This window comes from Paraburkholderia ultramafica (assembly GCF_902859915.1).
Taxonomy (GTDB): Bacteria; Pseudomonadota; Gammaproteobacteria; order Burkholderiales; family Burkholderiaceae; genus Paraburkholderia; species Paraburkholderia ultramafica.
This window is the reverse complement of sequence record NZ_CADIKK010000018.1, coordinates 51089-77163: the sequence shown is the minus strand read 5'-3', so window position 1 is coordinate 77163 and position 26075 is coordinate 51089. Positions and strand designations below refer to the sequence as shown.

Here is a 26075-nt window from a genome sequence, read left to right as displayed (position 1 = left end):
TTGTGATTCGCCGCATCCCCTGACCGCCACCCGGCACCGCATCATGACCTTCACGCCGAGCATGCGCGCTGACGCTTTCATGCGAGCCACACGGGCTGCGTGGGTCATCTTGCGGCGGCCGTGCGCGCGGCTGGCCGTTGCCGCTCCGCTCGCGCTCGGGCTGAACGGCTGCGCGTGGACGCTGATCCAGGCGGCCGACGCCACCGGCTCGGTGATTCAGGCGGGCTACGCAATCGCGGCGAACTATTCGTCGCCGACTTTCGTCAATGGCCGGCCGGCCGACCTGCATCACGTCTGCATCGAAGTGAACCAGATGGTGTCGGTCGGCGATTTCGTGCCGGCGTTGCAACTCGCGCTCGACCGGCGCGGCATTCGTTCGGACGTCTACAATCCGGGTACCTCGCCCGCCGGATGCGAGGCGCGCCTCGTCTACAACGCCGCAATCGATTACGGCCGCCGCTCGTTCAGCGACGAATCGATCCAGTATCTGTCGATCATCGATCTGACGCTGATCCAGAACGGCCGCATTCTCGTCACGGCCCGCTATCAGACCGGCGGTCTCAACACCGACCGCTTCTCCTCCGCGTCGACCAAGCTCAGCGGTCTGATCGACCGGATGGTGGTCGATCAGACCGACTTCGCGCGGCAGCCGATGCAGACCATCCAAACCTCGCAGGCGAATTGAGCGCCAGCTGCTTGCTTGGTCCTACACGAGAAAGGATTCGAAAGCGTCGCGAGCTTTGCTCGGCACGCGCGGATCACTAAGATAACCTGAATGAACCAATCCATTCTGGTCGTCGACGACGACCCCGTCGTACGAGAACTCGTCAGCGAATATCTGCAGGGGCGCGGCTTCAAGGTCGCCACGCTCGAACACGGCATGGCGCTGCAGCGCAAATTGCAGGACGAGCGTCCCGCGCTGGTCGTGCTCGACATCATGATGCCGGAGCTCGACGGCATCAGCGCGCTGCGCGCGTTGCGCGTCGCCGGCGACGATATCCCCGTGATCCTGCTGACCGCGCGCGCCGATCCGATCGACCGTGTGATCGGTCTCGAACTCGGCGCCGACGACTATCTCGGCAAGCCGTTCGAACCGAGCGAACTGGTCGCGCGGATTCGCACGGTGCTGCGCCGGCGCGGCACGATTGCGCCGAGCGCGCCGGAGCAGCGTGCGCCGTATCACTTCGGTCGTTTTGAAGTGAATTTCCCGGCGCGCGAATTGCGCCGCGATGGCGAGCGCATCACGTTGCGTTCGAGCGAATTCGCGATGCTCAAGGTGTTCGTCACCCACGCGATGACGGTGCTCACGCGCTCGCAATTGCTGGAGAAATTGCACGGCAACAACGAAGCGCATCGCAATCGCAGTCTGGACGTGTCGATCTGGCGTTTGCGCCGACTGATCGAAGTGGACCCGTCCGAGCCGCGCTATGTGCAGACCGTGTGGGGACGTGGTTATGTCTTCGTGCCGGACGGCGAGATTGGCGCGGCTGAGCGAAGCGCGTCGCTAACCTAGCGCGCTGCGCGATGAACGATGCACGAAGCGCGGTGTGTGCGCTGCGTCGCGCATCGCCCGTCACGTGTGCCGGCTTCAGAAAGTCAGCACGCTCAGGAACATTCTCTGCAGCCAGCCCATCGTCGTGGAGTCGGACACCATGCCCACGCCGGCCTGCTCGATGCGCGCGTTCGCGACCTTGCTAGACGCCACATAGTTGCCCGCTTCGATGTCCTTCGGATTGACGATGCCCGACAGCCGCAAGCGGTCGCGGTTGCCGCTCATCGCGATCAGCTTCTCGCCCGACACCACGAAGTTGCCGGTCGACATCGTGCCGATCACGGTAACGGCCAGCGTGCCGCTCATGCCGCTGATGTCGGTGAGACTGCCCTGCCCTTTGTATTCGGTACTCGCCGAGCCGATGTTGAACAGCCTCGCGAGCCGAGCGGCGGCGTTGGTCGAATGATCGGCGGCGTCGGCGGTGATGCTGCTCGAGCGGCTTGCGGCGGCGGTCGAGCTATTGTTGCCGCTATACGACTCCGCGAGGCGGATCGTCAGCACGTCGCCGATATGTTGGGCGCGCGGCGTTTCGTAAAGCAGCAGCGGCGTGCCCGCCTGGTAGATCGCACCTTGCGTGTTGACGTTTAGCGGCGCCGAGGCGAGCGGCGGCGCCATCGGCGTCTCGACGATCGAGTTCTGCTGATGGCTCGCGCAAGCCGCGAGACAAGCTGCGGCGCCTAGCGCGACAGTAAGACGTAGCGCGGTCATGCGTGCTCCCTGGAGCGGATGGGCCGGATCGGCCGGGTTCGAAATGGGCCTGGCCGTGGCACGCAGATAATCAGGCATACTCATCACCCCGCCTCGGCGCCGCTCGCCTGCCATTGCCGCACGACCGACTTCACCCACTTGTCCGAGCCCTTCAGCAGATAAGTTAGCGTGCCGTTGCGGCTGCCCGGCAGAAAGCACAACGTGATCGAGCTCACCGCGTTTTCCCACACGTACATCGGCATCGCGCCCGACGCCGACGCGTTCTGCGTCGCGAGACGCGGCGGTCCGTATCGATCCGCGAGCGCGTCGCGCAAGTCCTCGGCGGTGAGTTCGTCGATCACGAAAGAAATCTCGTACAGACGCAGCGCGCTTTGCGCGTCGGTCCGCGCGAAGCGCAGCACGTGCTCCAGCGCCGGCGCGCCGTCGACCACCGCTTGCGACACCGCCCAGCGGTCGTCCGCGCGATGCGCCCAGCGGCACGCGACCGTCAGGCTCTCGCGCGACTTCAGCCGCATGCCGAGCGTGCCCGCCTGCACGTCAGTCTCGCAGACGGGCACGCTGCCGAGCGGCGTCGCCCGCACGGTCGAGCCCGCGCGGAATTCATCGAGCGTGATGCCGAGCGCCACGCCGCGAAAAGCAAACGGAGCGTCCGGCGAGCGCCGGCGCGCGTCGACGGACGCGTTGTTCGACGCGGCGCTGGCCGCCTTCGCTTCGCGCGCAATGGGCTGCGCGTGAGCGGCCACCGAAACGATGCCGCCTAGCAGCGCCAACGCGCAGGCAATCCGGGTGAGAGTCATGATTCAGTCAATGGCAGAGGCGCACATATCGAACGGCGTGGCCGCGGCATGGCCGACCACCGGGACAATTTTCAGCGTGGCCGAAGTCAGCCGGCACGGCAGCGCGGCAACGGCACAGCCGCCGAGCGGCAGCAGCGCCGCGCCGAGCGTCAAGCACGCAACGACACGTATGAAGCGGTCAGGTATTCTCGGGGTCGACACACAGGCCTCGTGGGATCAGGCTGTCGTATTGACGTTGTGCCCGACGAGGCCGGCGGGCAGCGAGGCGTGCGCCTTGGCGGCGCTTTCCTGTGGCTGCCTGGTCGCGCCCGGATTGTTGGCGGTCGCGGGCTTTTCGGCGGCCGGCGTGCTCGCCAGCGAAGAAAGGCGGGTCGAACTGAGGTTGCTTGGAATGGTCATGATGAGCCTCGCGTGGCATCAGGTTTCGATTTCACGCCGTCTGCCGTGGCCCAACGCATCAAGGCTGTCTCCGGCATGCGGCGCAACGTACTGCACGACGAATCATCTCGCCGCGCCTACGCCCGCGATGCACGAAGAAAAGCGCGCTTTCCGGCGGTGCTTACGAACCGTTCCGAGCGGTTGCTATCGGTTCCAATTGCGCGAATTCTTTCATCGGACGGATGCCGGCGATGCGACACGAATTTCGCACCCCGGCGCACGTTGCCAGATGTGGCAATGCTGAAATATGCTGTGAGCCTTCGGTGGCGGGCTTGACATGCGAGTTGGCCCAAGCCGGGCGGCGCACCGTAAGCATTGGTAAGAAAACAGTCGGCCGCGCGTCGCGCGCACCAGTCTAGAATTTCGCCATGAATCCACAGGTCCTCATCGTCGACGACGATCCGGTCGTACGCGATCTGCTATGCAAGTTTCTGCAATCGAACGGCTTCGACGCGTCCGTGCTGCACGATGGCACCCATCTCCAGCGCCGGCTCGAACGTGAACGGCCGTCGGTCGTCGTGCTCGACATCATGATGCCGAACACCGACGGTCTGCGCGCGCTCACCGCGCTGCGCGCCGCCGGCGACGACATTCCGGTGATCTTCGTGACCGCGCGCGGCACGGTGGCCGACCGCATCGTCGGGCTGTCGCTCGGCGCGGACGACTATCTGACCAAGCCGTTCGATCCACGCGAATTGCTCGCGCGCATCCATACGGTGTTGCGCCGTCGCGGACCGTGCACCACCAGCGCGCCGGAAGCCCGCAAGCGGTATCGCTTCGGTCCGTTCGAACTTGATTTCGCGACCCGCTCCCTGTCGCGCGACGACTCGAAACTGCCGTTGCGCGACAGTGAATTCGCGCTCCTGAAGATCTTCGTCAACAACCCGTACAAGGTGTTGTCGCGCGTGCTGATTCACGATCTCGTGCATCGCGACAATCTCGCGTTCCGCGACCGCAGTCTCGACGTGCCGATCTGGCGCCTGCGCCGCGTGATCGAAGACGATCCGTCCAATCCCTGCTACGTGCAGACAGTGCGCGGCAAAGGCTACGTGTTCGTGCCCGACGCCGACGGTACCCCCTTCGCCGACGAGGCCGCCCCAAGCGCATGAAAAATCCGCTGAACACGCTATTCGGCAGAATGGCGTTGCTGTCGGCGGCGGTGTTGTTCGCGATTCAGGCCGGCTGGTTCGTGCTGGTGGTGATGCAGCCGCCGCGCCATGAAATCGACGGCTTCGCACGCGGCATTCTGCTGGTGCTGCAAGCCATCAACGGCGAACCGATGAAAGGCGCCGCGCTCGCGCCCGCGATGCGCGTGCATCTCGTCCCCACCTGGAACATGCCGGCGAGCGTGCATCTGCGTGCGCCCACGGGTCATCCGCTGGCCGAACTGAGCCGGCATTTGCGGGAGAACCTGCCGCCCGGCACGCAGATCGCCGTCGACGACGTGCTCCCGCCGCAACTCTGGGTGCTGTTTCCCGGCAAGTCGAACTGGGTGGTCCTGCCGGTCGACGTGCCGCCGCGCCCGCGTTTCTTTGTCGAAGGCGTGTCGATGCTGTTCGCCGCGCTGATCCTGTCGCTGCTCGCGGTCTGGCAGATGCAGCGGCCGCTGTCGCGCGTCGCCGACGCCGCGCGCGCGTTCGGCTCGGGCGGCCGGCCGGAACCAGTGACCGTGCAAGGCCCGCGCGAACTGCGTGATCTGATTGGTTCGTTCAACGACATGATGCGGCGCCTGAACGAAGCCGGCGACGACCAGGCGGTGATGCTGGCCGGCGTCGCGCACGATCTGAAAGCGCCGCTCACGCGGCTCAAACTGCGCGCGAGCGTGCTGGTGGCGGAGAACGAGCGCGCCGGTCTGATCCGCGACGTCGATTCGTTGACCAACATCGTCCAGCAATTTCTCGAATTCGCCGGCCAGTCCGCCGACGCGGGGCCGCCGGTCGAAGTCGAAGAATTTCTGCAGGAACAGTTTTCCGCCGGAGACAGCACCGAAGCGCCGCTGTTCACGCTCGATCTGCGCGCCGGCCCGTCGTTCACGCTGCCGCGCACGCTGCTCGACCGGCTCGTGACGAACCTCGTCGACAACGCGCTCGAACACGGCACGCCGCCGGTGGATATCGCCACCGCGCGCGACGACCGGCATTGGGTGATCAGCGTGCGCGATCACGGCTCAGGCATTCCCGACGACCGCATCGCCGCGGCGATGAAGCCGTTCGTCCGGCTCGACGTCGCGCGCGGCGGCGAAGGCCATTGCGGCCTCGGCCTCGCGATCGTCGCGCGGCTCGCGCACGATCGCGGCGGACGTTGTCACGTGCGCAATCACGCACAAGGCGGGCTGGAAGTGCGGATCGAATTGCCGGTTGTCGCCACGCCGGCTTAACGGAGAGTGGATCGGCGGCGGGCGCTGGCGCTTACCGGACCTTACCGGATGAACCTTCGCGCGGGCTGCAACCTTATAGTCATGCCCGGCAACCTCGATGCCGCCCTTCTCCGTCCGCCCAGTCAGTTGGGGCGGACTTTTTTTGCCCGGAGCCCACGGATTCGACGCGGCTCAGCTCACGAGCCGGGTGCGCAACGTGTCGATCGTCGTTTGCGACATGCCTAAGCCGCGCGTCAGATAGTTCGCCATCGTGCCGTAGCTCGACTGCACCTGGTCGAAGCCGGCTTGCAGATAACTTTCCTGAACCACCAGCAACGGCGTCTGGATTGTTACGGCCGCTTCGCCGTCCTGCTCGCGCAACGTGCTGGTCTGCGCGTTGATCGACGCCTCCAGATAAGTGTTGCTGAGCAGATAGTCCTGCATGATGAGGTCGAGCGGGACGTTGGCGATGCTGAGCAATAGCGCCGCGACCCAGCCGGCGCGATCCTTACCTGCATTCGAATGAAACAGTTGCGCGCCGGCGCCGTCGGCCAGGTGCGTCAACAGCTTGCCGTACGCGTCACACTGCGCGGCGCCGGTCACGTAGGCGCGCGCCTGCGCTTCCATGAACGCGACGGCGGCCGCCGCCGTATCCAGAGCAGGCGCAACGAAGTCGCTGATGCCGAGCACGTTGAGCGCCTGCGATGCCGCACCACCCGGCAGCACATCGTCGCTTCGCGCGATTTCGCCCGGCGTGCGCAGATCGTAGACCGACGCGATGCCGAGCTTGTCGATCGACGCTTCGTCGGCGCTGCTGAGTGTCAGTACATTCGCGCGATAGAAGGCGCCACGGCGCATCCGCTTGCCGTCGACGGTCGCGTAGCCGGCGCCGACGCCCGCCAGATCGCGGAAATTGCTGACCGACGCGAGACGCGGTGTTTCCGGCAGATCGGCGTCGAGGCCGCCGCCACCGCACGCCGAGAGCAGCGCGCTGCCCAGACCGGAGACCAGCACGACGCTGGCGGAACCCTTGAGAAAGCCCCTGCGCGACGCGGATAGGCCGTCGAGCGTGCGGTGGTTCGCCCTCACGATCGGCTCGCGAAGCGGCGGGAAGGCGAGCAGATTTTCGCGATTGCGGGCATTAGGCGTGGCTGGCGCGGGCGTGAGGGAGTTGTTCGCAGCATCGGCGCTGCGGGGGCAGTTTAACGGTGGTCAATATCTTTTGCGTTACACAGTAGTAGTTGGTAAGGGAACGCGCGGTCCGCGTTTGCCCACTAATGACGGGTCGAGCGGGCCGGCCAGCGGCGCCGGCTTGTTGCCAAACCGGTTTCCACACGCTTTCGTCTCTTATCGGCAATTACCGGTGCCTGCCATTTTTGTCCACAACTGGCCGCGCGACGCCACATCTCCGTAGAATACAAACACCCTTCTATCAAGCCCCCCGCTGGCAGAAAGACCTGGAGACCACAATAAAACATGCCTTCTCTCCAATGGTTCACCGAGTTGACCCCGCGCGAGCGCCTCACCCTTTACGCCGGCTTCGGCGGCTACGCAGTCGATGCCTTCGACTTCATGATCTACTCATTCCTCATCCCGACGCTGATCGCGACGTGGGGGATAAGCAAAAGCGAAGCCGGCATGATCGCCACCAGTTCGCTGATCTCGGCGGCAATCGGCGGCTGGCTCGCCGGTATTCTCGCCGATCGCTATGGCCGCATCCGCGTGCTGCAATGGACCATCGCCACCTTCGCGATTTTCACCTTCCTGTCCGGCTTCACCAACTCGTTCTGGCAACTGCTCACGACCCGCACGCTGCAAGGCATCGGTTTCGGCGGTGAGTGGTCGGTCGTGACGATCATGATGGCCGAGACCATCCGTTCGCCGCAGCATCGCGCCAAAGCCGTCGGCACCGTGCAGAGCAGCTGGTCGTCCGGCTGGGCGGCCGCGGTCATCGTCATTCGCAGTACACACACATGAAAACGATTGTTCTCGGCGGCGGCGTGATCGGCGTCGCCAGCGCTTTTTACCTGTGCCAGCAAGGCTGCGAAGTCACGGTGATCGAACGCGAGCCCGACGTCGCGCTCGCCACCAGTTTCGGCAACGCCGGCGTCATCGCGCCAGGCTATGTGACACCATGGGCCGCGCCGGGCATGCCGGCGAAGATTCTCAAATACCTGTTCAAGCAGGCCTCGCCGCTGGTCTTCCGGCCGACCTTCGATCCGGCGCAATGGCGCTGGATCGCGCGCTGGCTGCGCGAATGCGATCTCGAACGCTTTCGCGTCAACAAGCAGCGGATGCAGCGCGTCGCTTACTACAGCCGCGATTGCCTGCACGAATTTCGCGGCCGCCATCCGTTCGATTACGGCCGCAGCCAGGGCTATCTGCAGCTATTCCGCAGCGAGTACGACGTCGAGCTCGCGCAACCGGCGCTCGCGGTGCTGCGTGACGCTGGCATTGCGCATCGGCAAGTCAGCGCGGCGCAGTGTGTCGAGATCGAACCGGGTTTGCGCTGGGCAAGTCAGGCGCCGCTCTCCGGTCTCTACCTGCCCGACGACGAAGCCGGCGATTGCGCCCGCTTCACTCGCGAACTGCGCGCAATCTGCGAGCGCAACGGCGTGCGCTTTCGCTTCGACACCCGCGTCGCGTCGCTCGATGTGCAAGGTGGCGCGGTGCGTGGCGTGCGGATCGACAGCGAGCGCGGTCCGCAGACATTGCAGGCCGATGCGGTCGTGGTGGCATTGGGCGTCGATAGCGCGGCGCTGCTCGCACCGCTCGGCGTGAAGGTGCCGCTCTATCCGGTGAAAGGCTATTCGGCAACCTTGCCCGTCATCGACGAAGAAAAAGCCCCGCGCGCGGCGCTGATGGACGAGTCGCTGAAAACGGCGATCACGCGCTTCGGCAACAACTTGCGGGTGGCGGGCACGGCGGAACTCGGCAACGGCCTGACGACGTTGCGCGAGCAGGCGTTGCAGACGTTGATGAAAGTGCTCCGCGACTGGTTCCCGCATGCGGCCAATCCCACGTCCGCGCATTTCTGGGTCGGCCGCCGTCCGATGACACCCGACGGCGCACCGCTGCTCGGTCCATCCGGCGTGGACAATCTGTGGCTGAACCTCGGGCACGGCTCGACGGGTTGGGCGATGTCGATGGGCTCGGGGCGCGTGGTCGCGGATCTGATCGCACAGCGTAAGCCGGAGATCGATCTTGAAGGGCTGACGTTGACGCGGTATCGGAAGTAACGCCGCGAACCGGCGCGTGACTCGAGCGGGAAAGCTCACGCGCGCGCCGCACTATGCTTACGGCCCACCGGACGTGAAAAAGCCGGGTCCGCCCTCTCGGGTGGCCCGGCTTTGTTTTTTACCGCTTTGCTGTACCGCTTATGTGCCGCTTTATGTGCCAATCATGTAGCACATTGTCGTCTCCACCTCTTCCTGCAAGCATTAGCCGGCTTTTACGCCCAGGGGCGAAAACCGGCAGCAACCATGTTGCATGACAGACGACTTTTTAGCGCGGCAGTTCCGAATGACCCATCAGGAACGCATCGACCGAACGCGCGCACTGACGGCCTTCGCGGATCGCCCACACCACCAGCGACTGGCCGCGACGCATATCGCCCGCGGTGAACACCTTGTCCACCGACGTGTAATACGCCCTGTCGCCTTCGGTCGTCGCACGCACATTGCCGCGCGCATCCTTGTCGACGCCGAACGCTTCGAGCACCGGCGACACCGGTTGAGTGAAGCCCATCGCGAGCAGCACCAGATCGGCCTTCATTTCGAATTCCGAGTTCGGCACTTCCTGCATCTTGCCGTCCTTCCATTCGACGCGCGCGGCGATCAGCTTCTCGACCTTGCCGTTCTTGCCTTCGAGGCGCTTGGTCGCGACCGCCCAATCGCGCTCGCAGCCTTCGTCATGCGACGACGACGTGCGCAGCTTGATCGGCCAGTACGGCCACACGAGCGGCTTGTTCTCTTCTTCCGGCGGTTGCGGCAGCAGTTCGAATTGCGTGACGCTCTTCGCACCGTGACGATTCGACGTGCCAACGCAGTCCGAACCGGTATCGCCGCCGCCGATCACGACTACGTGCTTGCCCTTCGCGAGCAACTGGTTCGCGACCTTGTCGCCGGCGTTGACCTTGTTCTGCTGCGGCAGGAATTCCATCGCGTAGTGGATGCCTTCCAGCTCGCGGCCCGGCACCGGCAGATCGCGCGGCGTTTCCGACCCCCCTGCGATCACGACTGCGTCGAACTGTTCTTTCAGCTCGGCCGGCGTGATTGTTTCCTTCGCCGTGTTGCCGATGTATTCCGGCAGCGAATCCGCCTTGCCGATGAACACGTTGGCGCGGAACGTCACGCCTTCGGCTTCCATCTGGCGCATGCGGCGGTCGATCAGCCACTTCTCCAGCTTGAAGTCGGGAATGCCATAACGCAGTAAGCCACCGATGCGGTCGTTCTTCTCGAACACGGTGACATCGTGCCCCGTGCGCGCGAGTTGCTGCGCGACGGCCAAACCGGCGGGGCCAGAGCCGACCACCGCGACCTTCTTGCCGCTCTTGTGCTTCGGCGGCTGCGGTGCAACCCAGCCTTCGGCCCAGGCTTTGTCGATGATCGCGTGCTCGATCGACTTGATGCCGACCGGGTCGTCGTTGATGCCGAGCGTGCACGCCGCTTCGCACGGCGCCGGGCAGATGCGGCCCGTGAACTCCGGGAAGTTGTTCGTCGAGTGCAGCACTTCGATCGCGTTCTTCCAGTCCTGATGGAACACCAGGTCGTTGAAGTCCGGGATGATGTTGTTCACCGGGCAGCCGTTGTTGCAGAACGGAATGCCGCAGTCCATGCAGCGCGCGCCTTGAATCTTCGCTTCGTCGTCGCTCAGTGCCGCGACGAATTCCTTGTAGTGCTTCACACGCGTGAGCGGAGCTTCGTACGCCTCGTGGCGGCGTTCGAACTCGAGAAAACCGGTTGCCTTGCCCATGTGGTTCTCTTCTCTATCTGTATCAGGTGGGGTGATCTACACCCGCCGCGCATCGAACGATCGAGACGCGGCGGGTACGGCTAAATGTGACGTCTGCGGGTGGCGCAGCAGGCCGCGCCCGAGTTTGGCCAGTTAGGCGGCGAGGACTTCCTTGTTCGCCTTCTTCGCAGCCAGCTCGCCCAGCGCGCGCTTGTATTCGGTCGGGAATACCTTCACGAATTGACGGCGCGACGCATCCCAGTTTTCGAGCAGCGCTTTCGCCCGCGGCGAACCGGTGAACTGGAAGTGACGCTCGATGAGGCCCTTGAGCAGCGCTTCGTCGGTGGTCTCGCAGTGCCACAAGCCCTTGTCGACCGTGCGTTCCTGTTCGGCCTGTTGCAAGACCGGATCGAGCGCGACCATCGACTTGTTGCACTTGCTCGCGAACGTGCTGTCCGGATCGAACACATAGGCGACGCCGCCCGACATGCCGGCCGCGAAGTTACGGCCCGTTTCGCCGAGCACAACCACCGTGCCGCCCGTCATGTATTCGCAACCGTGGTCGCCCGTGCCTTCGACAACCGCCGTCGCGCCCGAGTTACGCACGCAGAAACGCTCGCCGGCGACGCCGCGGAAGAATGCTTCGCCTTCGATCGCGCCGTACATCACCGTGTTGCCGCAGATGATGTTCTCTTCCGACTTGCCGCGGAAATCGTTGGTCGGACGGATGATGATGCGGCCGCCCGACAGGCCCTTGCCCACGTAGTCGTTGCCGTCGCCGACCAGATCCAGCGTGACGCCCTTCGCGAGGAACGCGCCGAAGCTCTGGCCCGCGGTGCCCTTCAACTGGATGTGCACCGTGTCGTCGGGCAGGCCGTCGTGGCCATACTTCTTCGCGATCGTGCCGGACAGCATCGCGCCGACCGTACGGTTCACGTTGCGCACCGGCTGGATGAACGAGACGTGCTCGCCCTTCTCGATCGCGGCCTTCGCCTTCTCGATCAGCGTGTGGTCGAGTGCCTTATCGAGGCCGTGGTCCTGCGCGTCGACGTGCTTGCGCGCCACTTCAGCCGGCACTTGCGGCAGATAGAACACACGCGAGAAGTCGAGACCCTTCGCCTTCCAGTGCTCGATGCCCTTCTTCGTGTCGAGCAGTTCGGCGCGGCCGATCAGGTCGTCGAACTTGCGGATGCCTAGTTGCGCCATGATCTCGCGCGCTTCTTCCGCAACGAAGAAGAAGAAGTTCACGACGTGTTCCGGCTGGCCCTGGAACTTCGCACGCAACACCGGATCTTGCGTCGCGACGCCGACCGGGCAGGTGTTCAGGTGACACTTGCGCATCATGATGCAGCCTTCGACGACCAGCGGCGCCGTCGCGAAGCCGAACTCGTCCGCGCCGAGCAGCGCGCCTATCACGACGTCGCGGCCGGTCTTCATCTGACCGTCGGCCTGCACGCGGATACGGCCGCGCAACTGGTTCAGCACCAGGGTTTGCTGCGTTTCGGCGAGACCCAGTTCCCACGGCGTGCCGGCATGCTTGACCGACGACAGCGGCGATGCGCCGGTGCCGCCGTCATGGCCGGCGATCACGACGTGATCGGCCTTCGCCTTCGCGACACCCGCGGCAACCGTGCCGACGCCCGATTCCGACACCAGCTTCACCGACACGCTAGCCGCGGTGTTGGCGTTCTTCAGGTCGTGAATCAGCTGCGCCAGGTCTTCGATCGAGTAGATGTCGTGGTGCGGCGGCGGCGAAATCAGGCCGACGCCCGGCACCGAGTAACGCAGCTTGCCGATGTAGTCCGACACCTTGTGGCCCGGCAGCTGACCGCCTTCGCCCGGCTTCGCGCCCTGCGCCATCTTGATCTGGATCTGATCGGCCGACGCGAGGTATTCCGCCGTCACGCCGAAGCGGCCCGACGCCACCTGCTTGATCCGCGAACGCAGCGAATCGCCGTCCTTCAGCGGAATGTCGACGATCACTTCGTCGCCGATCACGGACTTCATCGTGTCGCCGTTCTTGATCGGAATGCCGCGCAGTTCGTGGCGATAACGGTTTGCGTCCTCGCCGCCTTCGCCGGTGTTCGACTTGCCGCCGATGCGGTTCATCGCGACGGCCAGCGTAGCGTGCGCTTCCGTGCTGATCGAGCCCATCGACATCGCGCCGGTCGCGAAACGCTTGACAATCTCCTTCGCCGATTCGACTTCGTCGAGCGGGATCGCCTTGGTCGGATCGAACTTGAATTCGAACAGGCCGCGGAACGTCATGTGACGCTTGGTCTGATCGTTGATCAGATGCGCATATTCCTTGTACGTCTGATACGAGTTGCTGCGCGCCGAATGTTGCAGCTTGGCGATCGCATCCGGCGTCCACATGTGTTCTTCGCCGCGCACGCGGTAGGCGTACTCGCCGCCCGCGTCGAGCATGTTCGCGAGGATCGGGTTGTCGCCGAACGCGTCGCGGTGCAGACGGATCGCTTCTTCCGCGACGTCGAACAGTCCAATGCCGCCGACCTTCGACGACGTGCCCTTGAAGTACTTCGACACCAGGTCTTCAGCCAGACCGACCGCTTCGAAAATCTGCGCGCCGGTGTACGACATGTAGGTCGAAATGCCCATCTTCGACATGACCTTCTGCAGGCCCTTGCCGACTGCCTTGGTGAAGTTGTAGACCGCCTTCTCCGCCGACAGGTCGCCCTTCAGGCCGGCCGCGAGCTGGCCGAGCGTTTCCATCGCCAGGTACGGGTGCACGGCTTCCGCGCCGTAGCCCGCGAGCAACGCGAAGTGGTGCGTTTCACGCGCCGAGCCGGTTTCGACGACCAGACCCGTGCTCGTGCGCAGACCTTGCTGCACGAGGTGCGTGTGGATCGCCGCGGTAGCCAGCAGCGCCGGAATCGCGACGTTGTCGCGGTCGGTCTTGCGGTCCGACACGATCAGCATGTTGTAGCCGGACTTGACCGCATCGACGGCTTCCGCGCACAGCGACGCGAGACGCGCTTCGATGCCTTCCTTGCCCCAGGCGACCGGATAGCAGATGTTCAGTTCATACGAGCTGAACTTGCCGCCCGTGTACTGATCGATCGCGCGGATCTTCGCGATGTCCTTGAAGTCGAGCACCGGCTGCGACACTTCGAGACGCATCGGCGGGTTGATGTTGTTCGTGTCCAGCAGGTTCGGCTTCGGGCCGACGAACGACACCAGCGACATCACCATGTTTTCGCGGATCGGGTCGATCGGCGGGTTCGTTACTTGCGCGAACAGCTGCTTGAAGTAGTGATACAGCGTCTTGTTCTTGTTGGACATGACCGCCAGCGGCGAGTCGTTGCCCATCGAACCGACCGCTTCTTCGCCGGCTTGCGCCATCGGCGCCATCAGGAACTTGAGGTCTTCCTGCGTGTAGCCGAACGCCTGCTGACGATCCAGCAAAGCAGCGGCTTCGCGGCGTTCCGTCGCGACGTCTTCGGCCTTCGCCTCGATTTCGTCGAGCTTGATCCGGACCGCGTCGATCCAGCTCTTGTACGGCTTGGCGTTCGCGAGGTTGTCCTTCAGTTCCTTGTCGTCGATGATGCGGCCGTGTTCCATGTCGATCAGGAACATCTTGCCCGGCTGCAGACGCCACTTCTTGACGATCTTCGACTCGGGGATCGGTAGCGTGCCCGCTTCCGACGCCATGATGACGAGGTCGTCATCGGTGACGATGTAGCGCGCCGGACGCAGACCGTTACGGTCGAGCGTCGCGCCGATCTGGCGGCCGTCGGTGAAAGCGATTGCAGCGGGGCCGTCCCACGGCTCCATCATCGCGGCGTGGTATTCGTAGAACGCGCGGCGGTTGTCGTCCATCAGCGTGTGCTGTTCCCAGGCTTCCGGGATCATCATCATCATCGCGTGGACGAGCGGGTAGCCGGCCATCACCAGCAGTTCGAGACAGTTGTCGAACGATGCGGTGTCCGATTGGCCCGGATAGATCAGCGGCCACAGTTTCGGCAGATCGTCGCCGAGCACGTGGCTCGCGATCGCGCCGGTACGGGCGTTCAGCCAGTTGACGTTGCCCTTCACCGTGTTGATTTCGCCGTTGTGGGCGATCATCCGGTACGGGTGAGCCAGCTCCCACGCCGGGAAGGTGTTGGTCGAGAAGCGTTGGTGCACCAGCGCCAGCGCCGAGACGGTGCGCTCGTCCTGCAGGTCGCGGTAATACACGCCGACCTGGCCGGCCAGCAGCAGGCCCTTGTAGACCACAGTGCGCGCCGACATCGACGGCACGAAGTATTCTTTGCCGTGCTTGAGCTTGAGCGCCTGGATGCGGTGGCTCGCGGTCTTGCGGATCACGTACAGCTTCCGCTCGAGCGCGTCGGTCACGATGATGTCCTTGCCGCGGCCAATGAAGATCTGGCGGATCAGCGGCTCGCTCGCCTTCACGGTGGGCGAAATCGGCATCGTGTGGTCGACCGGCACGTCGCGCCAGCCCAGCACGACCTGGCCTTCGGCCTTCACCGTGCGCTCCAGTTCCTGTTCGCAAGCGAGGCGCGACGCGTGTTCCTTCGGCAGGAATACCATGCCGACGCCGTACTCGCCGTGCGGCGGCAGCGTCACGCCTTGCCTCGCCATTTCCTCACGATAGAAACCGTCCGGAATCTGGATCAGGATGCCCGCGCCGTCGCCCATCAGCGGATCGGCGCCGACGGCGCCCCGGTGGTCGAGGTTCTCGAGAATCTTCAGGCCTTGCTCGATGATCTCGTGGCTCTTGTGGCCCTTGATGTGAGCGACGAAGCCGACGCCGCAGGCGTCGTGCTCGTTTTGCGGGTCGTACAGACCTTGCGCGGCGGGAACCGGGTGAGTCGGTTGCTGGTGGTCGTTCATGGGGACACCGTCTGTGAGGGGCCGGACAGGCCGTTAAACCGTTTTTCTATTGCCGCAGTTTGCATTGCAACCACGACGGCGCTCTTTGGCTGAATGCCAGACATACCAAAAAGCGCCGGAATTCGGAATATACGCGACGAATCAATGGAATAGCAAATAAAACCTGATGATTGAACCCCAATTATCAAATTGGTGCATTGCGGTTAGTTTTTATTGGTGCCACATCAAAATGGGGCGAAAGAAAACGGCATGCGCGATGCCGTTTTCATGCAGCCCTTTGATGCGAAACGTTTTATTGCGTATGCGGCGTCTCGCGCACTTTGCGCGGCCGGCCGCGCGGCAGCGGCGATACACGCCGGTTTGCGGCCCGCGCCGCCCATTCCCGGTACGTGTCGCTGCCCAAAACCCAGCCTTTCAGCGTGGCCTGCTGAAGCTGGCTGGCTTCGCGCTCGTCGAGCGGCTGCTCGCACAATTCGCGATACGCGCGCTGTCGCTCGAACGGCGTATTGCCGAGCGACCAGTACAACGGATGGTCGGTGATCAGGCTGTCGAGCGTGAGGCCGATGTGATGGCGGTAGCTCGACCAGCGATAGTCTTCCGGCGCGCTGACCAGTTGCGCACGCACCGGACACATCTCGACGACGCGGCTCGCCAGCAGGAAGTACCGCTCGCCTTCGATCACCGTGGCGCGGTAGCGGCCTTCCCATAGCGTGCCGCGACGCGCGTAGCGCCGATTGAAGTGCGCGACGTAGCGACGCCCCACCGCCTGCATCGCTTTGGGCAGACTCGACTCCTCGGTCGGAGTGACGAGCAGTTGCACGGCGCCCGGCATCAACGCGTATGCGTGGATCGACAAGTGATGGTCGCGCGACGCCGCTTTCAGGCAGTCGATGAAGAGTTCGTAGTCCTGGTCGTCGACGAATGCGGGCTGCTGATCGAGCCCGCGGAGGATGACGTGCTGCGGCTGGTCAGGGACATAAAGACGTGCAAGCCGTGCCATGCTGAAGTATCCGATAGTCGCGTTGGTACATACCCGAAGGTCCGAAGAACCGCATGCGCCCGAGGTTCGGCGCGGCGCGGCTAAGCCAGAAAGCGCGCGGCGCTTAGGGAGAAAGCTCTAACCGCCGCGTATGGTTTGTTTCAAACGTTCTCGTCATAATGAGCGGGCCTTTTTTGGAGGAGCACATATGAAATTAAAACAGGCCGTAACGGGGATGGCGGCGCTAGTCTGCATGACAACGGCAGCGCACGCACAATCGGCCGGCAGCTTTTTCGTCACGACGGGCTGGTTCCACTTTGCGCCTCAATCGAGCAGCGACCCGTTGAAAGTAACAAGCATTGGCGGCAGCCCGACCAACATCACAGAAGCCAACACCGGAGCAACACTTAGTTCGGGCGATACGATCGGCCTGACTGCCGGCTATTTCATCACGGATCACATCGCAACCGAATTCGTTATCGGCTACCCACCGTCGTTCGATCTCAACGGCTCGGGCAGCCTTGACCAATTCGGCAAGCTGGGCCAGGCAAAACAGTGGAGCCCGACTCTGCTGTTCAAGTACTACTTCAACGCCCCGACCGCCACGTTCCGTCCGTATCTCGGCGTCGGCGTGAGCCGCATCTGGTTCACCGACGAAAAGATCTCCAACAGCGCATTCGAAGCTAACGTTCTGCATGGTCCGACCAGCGTCTCCACGGATAGTTCGTGGGAGCCGGTGTTTAATGCCGGTTTCACGTACGCGTTCAACCAGCATTGGTTCGCGGGTGTCTCGATCTCGTACCTGCCGCTCAGCACGACCGCCAAGCTGAACACCGCAGCCAGCACGCCAGTCGGCACGTTGAACGTGCAATCGCAGACCAAGATCAAGCTGAACCCGATCGTTACCTACGTCAACATCGGTTACCGTTTCTAACGCCTCGAAAAATTAGGGGCCGTAGAGCTAGGGTAGTCGAATTTTCGTCGCTTGGACAACGCCTTCATCTATCCGACGAAGGCGTTTTTCATTTTGCGCGTGCAACGCAATGACTGAATCGCTGCATGCCGAGGGGCACGCGGTAAGCAGGCGTGAGCATTTGTAAATTTGACCCGGAACCGCCTTGGCTGGTGCAATATCTGCTGGCGATAATTCACCCGCGCCACGTTACCCGCGCCACGCCCTGAAGGCCCGCGGGTTTGGCACCGAAGTTGCGTTCTCACAGTGCTTCCTGCGGCGCGACACTGCGTCTTCGTGACACCACTTGGGACTCTTTTCACCCTCATCGACGGAGCGATCATGACAGCACTTCCGAATACGAGAGACGCCCTCGGCGAATCCTGGACCAGCACGAGCCGCCGCGCGCGCCGCATCGCTCGCCATAGCCGCCATGCGGCCGAAGACATTGCAGGCGAGTTGCGCACGCTAATGTCGGAACTCGAATCCACGCTGGCGGACGGCACCCATGCCGACGCCGTGGCGTTGCGCAGCAAGCTGCGCAAACAACTGGACGCGGCACGCGCCCGCTTGAACGACACCCGCGAAGCCGTGCGCGAACGCGCCGAAGTCGCGATCGCCGACGCCGACGATTACGTGCACGAAAACCCGTGGCAGACGATTGCGATCGTCGGCGGTATTGCGTTGATCGCGGGCGCGTTGTTCGCGTCGCGGTTGCGCTGAGTTGCGCTGAATCGCACTAGATTGCGCTGATCGGCAGCTCGGGACGCCGTCGCATCGGCGGCTTTGATTAGTTCTGGTGGCGAGTTTGCGGTTGCAACGGCGCCGCAGTGTGGTGCCGTTTGCTGCCTGTGCCTCGTGTGGCACCGACGCGCGCTCGCGTCGCGCCGCCTAGTTGTCGTCGATCACGAACAGCCGCTGGTATTCCTTCACCGCATAGCGATCCGTCATGCCCGCAATGTAATGGGCGATCAGACGCGATTGCTGCGTCACGTCCGTCGATTGATAGCTGGGCGGCAACAGCCGCGGGTCTTCCGTGAACGCGTCGAACAGACCCACCACGACGCGGCGCGCCTTGTTGGCCATGCGCATCACCCGGTAATGGCGGTACAGGTTCTTGAACAGAAAGCGCTTGAGCGCCGCGGCCTGGGCGGCGATCGCGTCACTGTGCGCGACGAGCGCAGGCGCGGCGCGCACAGCGTCCAGCGACGTCGGCGCGTGCCGGGCCAGATTCAGCTTGGTCGTATCGATCAGGTCGACGACCAGCGTATTGATGATGCGGCGCACCGTCTCATGGATCAGCCTGCGCCCTTCGATCTGCGGGAAGTCGCGACGCGACGCCTCGTAGTGCGTCTGCCACAACTCCACTTCGGCGAGCTGCTCGACCGTGAGCAAGCCTGAGCGCAAACCGTCGTCGACGTCGTGATTGTTGTACGCGATCTCATCGGCGACATTGGCGATTTGCGCTTCGATCGACGGTTGCCGTCCTTCGAGAAAGCGCTCGCCCAGCGCGCCGAGCCGCCGCGCGTTTTCACGCGAGCAATGCTTGAGGATGCCCTCGCGGGTTTCGAAGCAGAGGTTCAGTCCATTGAACGCGCCATAGTGCTCCTCGAGATCGTCGACCACCGCGAGGCTTTGCAGGTTGTGCTCGAAGCCGCCATGCTCACGCATGCATTCGTTCAGTGCGTCCTGGCCGGCATGGCCGAACGGCGTGTGGCCGAGATCGTGGGCAAGCGAGATGGCTTCGACAAGGTCTTCGTTGACGCGCAGATTGCGCGCCACCGAGCGCGCGATCTGCGCGACCTCCAGGCTGTGCGTGAGGCGCGTGCGAAACAGGTCGCCCTCGTGATTCACGAACACCTGGGTTTTGTACTCGAGCCGGCGGAAAGCCGTCGAGTGGACGATGCGGTCGCGGTCGCGCTGGAACTCGGTGCGCGCGCTCGGCGCGGCTTCAGGATAGCGGCGGCCGCGCGACTGGGCGGAATGCGCCGCGTACGGCGCGAGGTGCGCTTCGAGTGCCTCCTGCGTCGGCACGGCGATTGCCGCGATGCCTGCCGCCGGGTCATGCTTTACATCGTCGCTGCGCCTGTCAGTCACCGGGTTCTCCGAAACATGGGCGGCGCCTCGTGACGCTGGTGCTTGATGCCTGGCTGGAATGCTTCGTCGTATCTAGACAGCGGCGGCCAGCGTGGCGTGCACCTCGGCGTCGGGCGCCTGGGTGATCAGCGTCTCACCGAAACGCTTCAGCAGAATGAATTTGATCGCGCCGGCTTCGGCTTTCTTGTCGACCTGCATCAGCTCGACATAATGGGCTTCGCCGAGTGCAGGCGCCCTGGTCGGCAAATGCGCTGCGACGATCACGTCGACCAGACGCCGGCGCGCGGCTTCTTCGAGATAGCCCATGCGCACGGACAGATCCGCCGCCATCGCCATCCCGCAGCCGACCGCCTCGCCGTGCAGCCACTCGCCGTAGCCGAGGCCGGCCTCGATCGCGTGGCCAAAGGTGTGGCCAAAGTTGAGGATCGCGCGCAGTCCGCCTTCGCGCTCGTCCTGCGCCACCACCGACGCCTTGATTTCGCACGAACGCTTGACCGCCTCGGTCAGCGCTTCGGGTTCGCAGCGATTCAACGCGTCGATATTGGCTTCGATCCAGTTGAAAAAACCGGCGTCGGCGATCGCGCCGGTCTTGATCACTTCGGCGACGCCTGCCGCCAGTTCACGCGCAGGCAACGTGCGCAGCGCGCCAATGTCGGCGATCACCGCTTGCGGCTGGTAGAACGCGCCGATCATGTTCTTGCCGAGCGGATGATTGATGCCGGTCTTGCCGCCCACCGACGAATCCACCTGCGACAGCAACGTGGTCGGCACCTGGATGAACGGCACGCCACGCATGTAGCAGGCCGCGGCGAACCCCGTCATATCGCCGATCACGCCGCCGCCCAGTGCGATCAGCGTGGTCTTGCGATCGGCGCGCGAGCCGAGCAGCGCGTCGAAAATCAGGTTCAGGGTTGCGAGATTCTTGTGCGCCTCGCCGTCCGGCAATATGACCGTCGACACCTGTTTGCCGAGCGGCGCCAGCGCGGCGCGCAGCGTGTCGCCGTAAAGCGGGTCGACCGTGGTATTCGTGACGATCGTGACCGAACTGCCGGCGATATGCGGCGCGAACAGCGCGGTCTGGCCGATCAGATCGGCACCGATATGGATGGGGTAGGCGCGCTCGCCCAGTTCGACGTTGACGGTAATCATACGGTCCATTATGACGCAGGATGTTTGGCGACGCCGGCCATCTCGAGCTGCATCAGAACCATGTTGACGAGTCCGTTGACCGAAGGCCGGCCGGTTTCAATCACGAAATGCGCGCATTCGCGGTAGAGCGGGTCGCGCACTTCGTAGAGCGCTTCGAGGCGTGCTTTGGGGTCTTCGGTTTGCAAAAGCGGGCGATTTTTGTCGCGCCGGGTGCGCAACCACAGATCGTGAGGATTGGCGCGCAGATAGATCACCACCCCGCGACTTCGCAGTGCCTCGCGATTTTCCGGCCGCAGCACCGCGCCGCCGCCGGTCGCCAGCACGATATTGTCGCGCCCGGTGAGCTCGGCAATCACGCTCGCCTCGCGTTCGCGGAAGCCTGCTTCGCCCTCCAGCTCGAAGATCACCGGGATGCGCGCGCCCGTGCGCGCCTCGATTTCATGGTCGGAATCGAAGAACGGGCGCTCGAGACGGCGCGCAATGGCCCGGCCCACGGTGGTTTTCCCTGCCCCCATGAGTCCTACAAAAAATACATTGGCGTGTGCGTCCCGCGCTTGCAACGGTGTCCTCTGGCTAATCCGGTATGGTTCGTGCCGCAGCTTACTGGCAAAGCGGCTGCCTTGTCGAGCCTGCGCGCCGACGCTGGCGCGCGGTGGCAGCACGCCCTAATTTATCTGAACGACGCGCGGCGTAATGAAAACAGCCAGTTCGCTGCGCGCGTCGCGATGCGCCCGATTGCGAAAAAGCGCGCCCAAAACGGGTATTTTGCCCAGGACAGGCACCCGAGTCACATCGTCCCGGTCATCGGTCGCGTAAATTCCGCCGATCGACACCGTACCACCATCCTCGACTTCGACGCGCGTTTGTACGTGTTTGGTGTTGATCGCGGGGCCCGCATCGGTCTGTTCGCCGACGCTGTCTTTAGCGACGTCGAGGTCCAGCACCACCCTGCCGTCCGGCATGATTTGCGGCTCAACCTCCAGTTTGAGCGTGGCCCGCCGAAACTGCACGCCAGACACACCCTGCCCCACCTTGGCCTGATACGGCAGTTCGGTGCCCTGCTCGACCACCGCTTTCATCCGGTCCGCGGTGACGACCCGCGGGCTCGAGACGATTTTCCCGCGCCCCTCGGCCTCGAGCGCGCTCAGCTCGATGTTCAGCAGCCGCGTCGCCCCGGCTGCGAACAACGTCAGCCCGGCGGTGGCGGCGTCGAAACCGGAAATCGGCCGGGCCGACAGATCGTAGACGGTGCCGTCCGCGCCGCCGCTCAGGCCTTTCGCCGTACCGTCCGTGCTACTGGCCGCCAGCGACAGCCGCACGCCGAGATTGCGCGAAAAGCCATGATCACCCTCGACGATACGCGCTTCGATCAGCACCTGGCGGGTCGGCCGGTCGACCGCAGCGAGCAGCGCCGCGATCTGTTCGAGCCGCCCCGCGAGATCGGTCACGAACAGCAGATTGGTGCGCGGATCGGCGGTCACGGCGCCGCGTTTGGACAACACGCGCTGGGTGCCCGAGCCGGTCAGCAGGCGCCGCACGTCCTCGGCATGCGCGTAGTGCAGTTCGAACGTGCGGCTTGCGAGCGGCTCGAGATCGGCGGCCCGCGCGTGCGCTTCGAAACGCTGCCGCTCGCGCGCGGCCAGATCCGCGACCGGCGCGACCCAGATCACATTGCCGTGGCGCTCCATTGCCAGGTTGTTGACGTCGAGCAAGGTGTCGAATGCGGTGCGCCATGGCACCTTGTCGAGCCGCAGCGAAACGGCGCCGCGCACTCTTTCGCTCGCGACGATGTTCAGGCCTGTGAACTCGGCGAACGCTTTGAGCACGGCGCCGAGTTCGGCTCGCTGGAAGTTCAGCGAGATCGGTTTGTCATCGGCGGCCAGTCCGGTGTCGGCGGCGCTTTTCGGCGCGTCGCTCAGGCGTACGCGCGGCGGCAGCGGCACTGGCGGACCTTCGAGCGCGGTGGCGCCCACGGCATCGTCGCGAGCCGGGGCAGCCGCCTGCTTGCCCAGCGGCACGGAACCTTCGGCGGCAGCGGTGAAGTCGTCCGCATTGACGTTGCTCGACGGTGCGGCTGTTCGCGATATGCCGGGGTCTTCCGCTGAATCGTCGCGAAACGGGTTCGGCACTTCGGCGGAAACAGCGCGCGGCAGCGGTGCTGCGTCGTACGCGGTGTCGGCAGCCGCAACCGCGTCGTCGCGCGGCATATAGCTTGGCAGCGGCGGCAGGGATGGCAGCGGTGGCGTCGAAGCCTGCGCGATGCCACCGCTTAGCGCCGCGCTGACATAGAGGCCGACACAGGCTCGAACACCGGGATACATGCGAACACCGGGCGATGCACGAGTGTCGGCGCGCGCGCACGTCGCGATGGATGGCTTCATTAATCTTCCCATCACGAAGCCTCCGCCAACGCGAGCGTGCGCGTCGTGCCGCCTCGCGCGAGCGTGATGGCGAGCGCGTCGAGCCGCGTGACGCGCTCGGCGCCAAGCTGCTGTCCGGCGACGACGGTTGTCGCGCCGTCCGGCGTATCGAGCAAGGCCATTCCCCGTGTGCGATCGCGCAGCACGCCGACCAGACGCAGTTGCGAAGCATCGGGCAGCTCGTCGGCTGCCTGCATCTGCGGCAGCGAAAACGGGTCGAAGAACACGATGTCTTCGTCGTCGTCCGAATCGAGGCTCGCGCCGTCAAACGCGTGCGCGGCGTCATTTGAAGACACCGGCCGCAGCGCACTGAACACGCGCAGCGTCGCGCTCACCGCCAACGACGCGGCCTCCTGTTTAACGGTCACATCGACAGGGACGATCAGCACCGGCAGGTCCGACAGTCCATGCAGAAACGCCATCAGATGAACGAAGTCCGTGTGCGCGGTGAGCTGCACGGGGCGCATGCGCTCGACACCCTCACCAACTACGGCACCCGGCTCCACCGCAAGCAACGCGACGCTATTCTGCGCAGCCAGTTCAGAGACGATGCGCACGTCGTCAGCGGAACTCCACGGCGCGGCCGAAGGCACGACTGCGGTAGTGGCGGCTGCGCGGCGCAACAAGGGCAATTGCGCGAGCGCCCGCCTCGCGTCCGCGAGACGCTGAACGCTGGCCGTCAACGCGGCACGGCTCGCCTCGACTCCGGCGAGATCGGCGACGATCCAGCCATGCGCGCCAAGGCCGAACACCAACCCGGCGATCAGCAACGCGACCAGCCAGCGGCGGCGCAGGCTCCAGGCATCGGGCGGCACACGCAGCCGCTTGATCCAATGGGAAAGAGAAAGTTGAGCGCTTGCCGCGCCGCCTGACTCGACAAAGATCGTACTCATTTCACACCTCTTGATGATTCGGACTTCACAAGACGCGCTGCCGCGGCCCCGGCCAGGTGAGCGGCTTTCGGCGCCGGCTCGTTCCAGCGCAGATGCGCGCCGAACTCGACCGGACCGCTCATGCTTTCATCGGCAGGCGCGCTGCCGCGCGTTGTCGGGCGATGCAGGTCGCTCATCTCCGCACCCTTCACGCCGTGGATCGCACTCAAACGCTTGAGCCATTCGGCCGAAGCGATATGTCCGCGCGACGTCGCCAGCAACTCCGTCTCGTGCTCGCGCTGGCGCAACTGCCGTAACACCACGCCGTCACCCGGCTCGAAGCTCAGTGCTTCGAGCAGATCGAACAGATGCGTGAGCGGCTCGGACAAGCTCGTCGCGCGCGCCGCGTTTTTTCGCAACTCGTCTTGCGCCCGCTGCAATTTCGCGTGCTCCGCGAGCGGCGCGGTCAGTTGTGTGAGGGAATGTTCGAGCGACGCGCGCTGTGCATCGAGGCGCGTCTTCTCGAAGGCCTGCCACGCTGCCAACGCGAGGACCGCGGCACAACCGGCCAACGCCGCAGCAACCCATTCGCGCACACGACGACGCCGCGCGAGCCGCGCATTGCGTTGCCTGTAGGGCAGCAGATTGAAACCGCCAAGCCAAGGCTGAGCGAAGTGCGCACCGCGCGATAGAGATGGATCTGGCGTGGGCGAACCGGCCGAGTGCGAAAGCAAAAGCGAAACACCGCGCGTCATTCGAACACCCCGCGCAACGCAAGCCCGAACGCAACCGCGCCGGCCGGCTCGTGCAGCAACTCATCGCGCAGCGGCCGCACGAGGCCGCCCAGCACTGCGCATTCGAACGGCAGCACCGTGCAGCCCAACACGTCCGCGATATCCGCGAGCGAAAAGCCCACGCCGTCGAGCAGATCGATTTCGCCGCTCACCAACGCGCAATCGAGCACGGGACCGTGGGCAAGGTCGCGCAGCGCGTCGGCGAGATCGGCGTGCTCCGGCGCCGGATAACGCATTTCGCCGGCAATGCAATCGTCGACGATGCGCCACCCGTACACGCCGTCCGTGCCGATCCACAACCCCACATACGGCTCGTGCGGATCGAGCTCGCGGCTCGCCGCGTAACGCATCGCGCGCAGCGCCGCATGCGGCTCGCCGTCGACAGCGGTCAGCGAGATCCCCGCGGTCGCCGCGCATTCCATACGCGCTTCGAGATGCTGGCGTGCAGTGGCGGCGATCTTCACCGAACGGATCGGCGACGGCGTGTCATCGACAAACCAGTCGACGGCCAGCGCGTGCCTCTCGCGGCCCGCGATGCGCTCCGCCTCGCCCATCACCGCCGGCTCCAGTTCGGCCAGCGCATGCCCACCGTCTTCCGCGCAATGGCTCTGCGCGACAAGCCGCGCGAGCGGCACCGTGGTGGTCAACGTGGCCGACGCGGGCAGCGCCATCGCGCATCGCAACGCGTGCGTCGCACACGCGCGCGGCAGACCGGCAAACGCGTCGCGCAACGCACGCGCCACCGCCTGGCGGTCGGCAATCTCGGTGCCGGCCATCGCACCGGCGGCTAGCGGCACGGTATTGACGTATTCGAGATACAGCGCGCCGCGTGCGCGCGAGCGCTGACTCAGCACGACCAGACGCACGTTTTGCGAACCAACATCGATCCCGGCGGCAAACCGCTGCCGGCCTGATCGCACAGCTTGAAGCCACGTATTTTTGAACACCATCACGCCCTCCCTCTGACTCACGCGACGAACCATTCGAACGCGAGTTACGAGGGAGAATTGTGCGTAGCCGCGCCGCCGCGCGACACTCAGCCGAATGGCTAACGTTGAGCAAGCCGCGCCCCGCACGCGATCAAAGCGACTACAGTGAAGTCATTCCCGCGCCGCGTGCGCAGACCTGTCCAGCTCTGTCCGTAAGCAGGC

22 protein-coding genes and 1 pseudogene are annotated in these 26075 nt (G+C 64.5%); 8 read left to right on the top strand and 15 right to left on the bottom strand.

Translation table 11 applies throughout. From position 1 onward, the window contains the following. Nucleotides 1–43: 43 nt before the first annotated feature. Both HV744_RS19960 and HV744_RS19955 read left to right on the top strand, forming a co-directional pair. Nucleotides 44–685 carry a hypothetical protein gene (locus tag HV744_RS19960; RefSeq protein ID WP_175151145.1) on the top strand — a complete coding sequence of 214 codons (642 nt, stop codon included), beginning with the start codon at nt 44–46 and terminating at the stop codon, nt 683–685. Between the two features lie 90 nt (nt 686–775). Further along, nucleotides 776–1513, top strand: coding sequence for a response regulator (locus tag HV744_RS19955; protein ID WP_175151144.1), 738 nt, complete (start codon nt 776–778; stop codon nt 1511–1513). Nucleotides 1514–1588: 75 nt separating this feature from the next. Here the strand turns inward: HV744_RS19955 and HV744_RS19950 are convergent, their stop codons facing one another. The 4 genes from HV744_RS19950 to HV744_RS19935 form a co-directional block, all read right to left on the bottom strand. After that, nucleotides 1589–2260 carry a flagellar basal body L-ring protein FlgH gene (locus tag HV744_RS19950; protein ID WP_175151232.1) on the bottom strand — a complete coding sequence of 224 codons (672 nt, stop codon included), beginning with the start codon at nt 2258–2260 and terminating at the stop codon, nt 1589–1591. 83 nt (nt 2261–2343) lie between these two features. Further along, nucleotides 2344–3057, bottom strand: coding sequence for a hypothetical protein (locus HV744_RS19945; RefSeq protein ID WP_175151143.1), 714 nt, complete (start codon nt 3055–3057; stop codon nt 2344–2346). A 3-nt stretch (nt 3058–3060) separates the two neighbouring features. After that, nucleotides 3061–3228, bottom strand: a complete 168-nt coding sequence (locus HV744_RS19940; protein ID WP_343056436.1) for a DUF6726 family protein — start codon at nt 3226–3228, stop codon at nt 3061–3063. A 45-nt stretch (nt 3229–3273) separates the two neighbouring features. After that, the gene (locus HV744_RS19935; RefSeq protein ID WP_175151142.1) at nt 3274–3456 is read right to left on the bottom strand and encodes a hypothetical protein; all 183 of its coding nucleotides are present in this window, start codon (nt 3454–3456) and stop codon (nt 3274–3276) included. A 407-nt stretch (nt 3457–3863) separates the two neighbouring features. Between HV744_RS19935 and HV744_RS19930 the strand changes: the two genes are divergently transcribed. Next, on the top strand, nt 3864–4604 hold the full coding sequence (locus HV744_RS19930) for a response regulator (RefSeq protein WP_175151141.1): 741 nt from the start codon (nt 3864–3866) through the stop codon (nt 4602–4604). Next, on the top strand, nt 4601–5872 hold the full coding sequence (locus HV744_RS19925) for an ATP-binding protein (protein ID WP_175151140.1): 1272 nt from the start codon (nt 4601–4603) through the stop codon (nt 5870–5872). Before HV744_RS19930 ends, HV744_RS19925 begins: the two co-directional genes overlap by 4 nt. A 171-nt stretch (nt 5873–6043) precedes the next feature. On the opposite strand, the gene HV744_RS19920 is transcribed toward HV744_RS19925, so the two are convergent. Continuing rightward, nucleotides 6044–6940, bottom strand: coding sequence for a tyrosine-protein phosphatase (locus HV744_RS19920; protein ID WP_246279119.1), 897 nt, complete (start codon nt 6938–6940; stop codon nt 6044–6046). A 387-nt stretch (nt 6941–7327) separates the two neighbouring features. On the opposite strand from HV744_RS19920, the pseudogene HV744_RS19915 reads away from it, so the two are divergent. After that, nucleotides 7328–7807, top strand: a pseudogene (locus HV744_RS19915) (MFS transporter); the annotation flags it as partial. Between the two features lie 17 nt (nt 7808–7824). Then, nucleotides 7825–9090 carry a D-amino acid dehydrogenase gene (locus tag HV744_RS19910; RefSeq protein ID WP_175151139.1) on the top strand — a complete coding sequence of 422 codons (1266 nt, stop codon included), beginning with the start codon at nt 7825–7827 and terminating at the stop codon, nt 9088–9090. Nucleotides 9091–9355: 265 nt separating this feature from the next. On the opposite strand, the gene HV744_RS19905 is transcribed toward HV744_RS19910, so the two are convergent. From HV744_RS19905 to HV744_RS19895, 3 genes are all read right to left on the bottom strand, one after another. Next, nucleotides 9356–10825 carry a glutamate synthase subunit beta gene (locus HV744_RS19905; RefSeq protein WP_175151138.1) on the bottom strand — a complete coding sequence of 490 codons (1470 nt, stop codon included), beginning with the start codon at nt 10823–10825 and terminating at the stop codon, nt 9356–9358. A 132-nt stretch (nt 10826–10957) separates the two neighbouring features. Beyond that, nucleotides 10958–15661, bottom strand: coding sequence for a glutamate synthase-related protein (locus tag HV744_RS19900; RefSeq protein ID WP_175151137.1), 4704 nt, complete (start codon nt 15659–15661; stop codon nt 10958–10960). Nucleotides 15662–15953: 292 nt separating this feature from the next. Next, nucleotides 15954–16661 carry a transposase gene (locus HV744_RS19895; protein ID WP_042329221.1) on the bottom strand — a complete coding sequence of 236 codons (708 nt, stop codon included), beginning with the start codon at nt 16659–16661 and terminating at the stop codon, nt 15954–15956. Nucleotides 16662–16848: 187 nt separating this feature from the next. Here HV744_RS19895 and HV744_RS19890 point away from each other — a divergent pair, with 187 nt between their 5' ends. Further along, nucleotides 16849–17574 carry an OmpW/AlkL family protein gene (locus HV744_RS19890; RefSeq protein ID WP_175151136.1) on the top strand — a complete coding sequence of 242 codons (726 nt, stop codon included), beginning with the start codon at nt 16849–16851 and terminating at the stop codon, nt 17572–17574. Between the two features lie 360 nt (nt 17575–17934). Beyond that, on the top strand, nt 17935–18315 hold the full coding sequence (locus HV744_RS19885; protein ID WP_175151135.1) for an ElaB/YgaM/YqjD family protein: 381 nt from the start codon (nt 17935–17937) through the stop codon (nt 18313–18315). 168 nt (nt 18316–18483) lie between these two features. Here the strand turns inward: HV744_RS19885 and HV744_RS19880 are convergent, their stop codons facing one another. From HV744_RS19880 to pilM, 7 genes are all read right to left on the bottom strand, one after another. Continuing rightward, on the bottom strand, nt 18484–19689 hold the full coding sequence (locus HV744_RS19880) for a deoxyguanosinetriphosphate triphosphohydrolase (protein WP_175151134.1): 1206 nt from the start codon (nt 19687–19689) through the stop codon (nt 18484–18486). Between the two features lie 72 nt (nt 19690–19761). After that, entirely contained in the window at nt 19762–20847 is a 1086-nt protein-coding gene (gene aroB / locus HV744_RS19875) for a 3-dehydroquinate synthase (RefSeq protein ID WP_175151133.1), read from the bottom strand. Continuing rightward, nucleotides 20847–21398 (bottom strand): shikimate kinase, encoded by a 552-nt coding sequence (locus HV744_RS19870; RefSeq protein ID WP_175151230.1) that lies wholly within the window; start codon nt 21396–21398, stop codon nt 20847–20849. Before HV744_RS19870 ends, aroB begins: the two co-directional genes overlap by 1 nt. Nucleotides 21399–21503: 105 nt before the next feature. Continuing rightward, on the bottom strand, nt 21504–23159 hold the full coding sequence (locus HV744_RS19865) for a type IV pilus secretin PilQ (protein ID WP_246279118.1): 1656 nt from the start codon (nt 23157–23159) through the stop codon (nt 21504–21506). 71 nt (nt 23160–23230) lie between these two features. Further along, nucleotides 23231–24151, bottom strand: coding sequence for a hypothetical protein (locus HV744_RS19860; protein WP_175151131.1), 921 nt, complete (start codon nt 24149–24151; stop codon nt 23231–23233). Continuing rightward, nucleotides 24148–24885, bottom strand: coding sequence for a fimbrial assembly protein (locus HV744_RS19855; protein ID WP_175151130.1), 738 nt, complete (start codon nt 24883–24885; stop codon nt 24148–24150). The genes HV744_RS19860 and HV744_RS19855 overlap by 4 nt, the downstream gene beginning before the upstream one ends. Then, nucleotides 24882–25874: a type IV pilus biogenesis protein PilM gene (gene pilM, locus HV744_RS19850; protein WP_175151129.1), complete on the bottom strand. Its 993-nt coding sequence runs from the start codon at nt 25872–25874 to the stop codon at nt 24882–24884. The genes HV744_RS19855 and pilM overlap by 4 nt, the downstream gene beginning before the upstream one ends. Nucleotides 25875–26075: the final 201 nt, after the last annotated feature.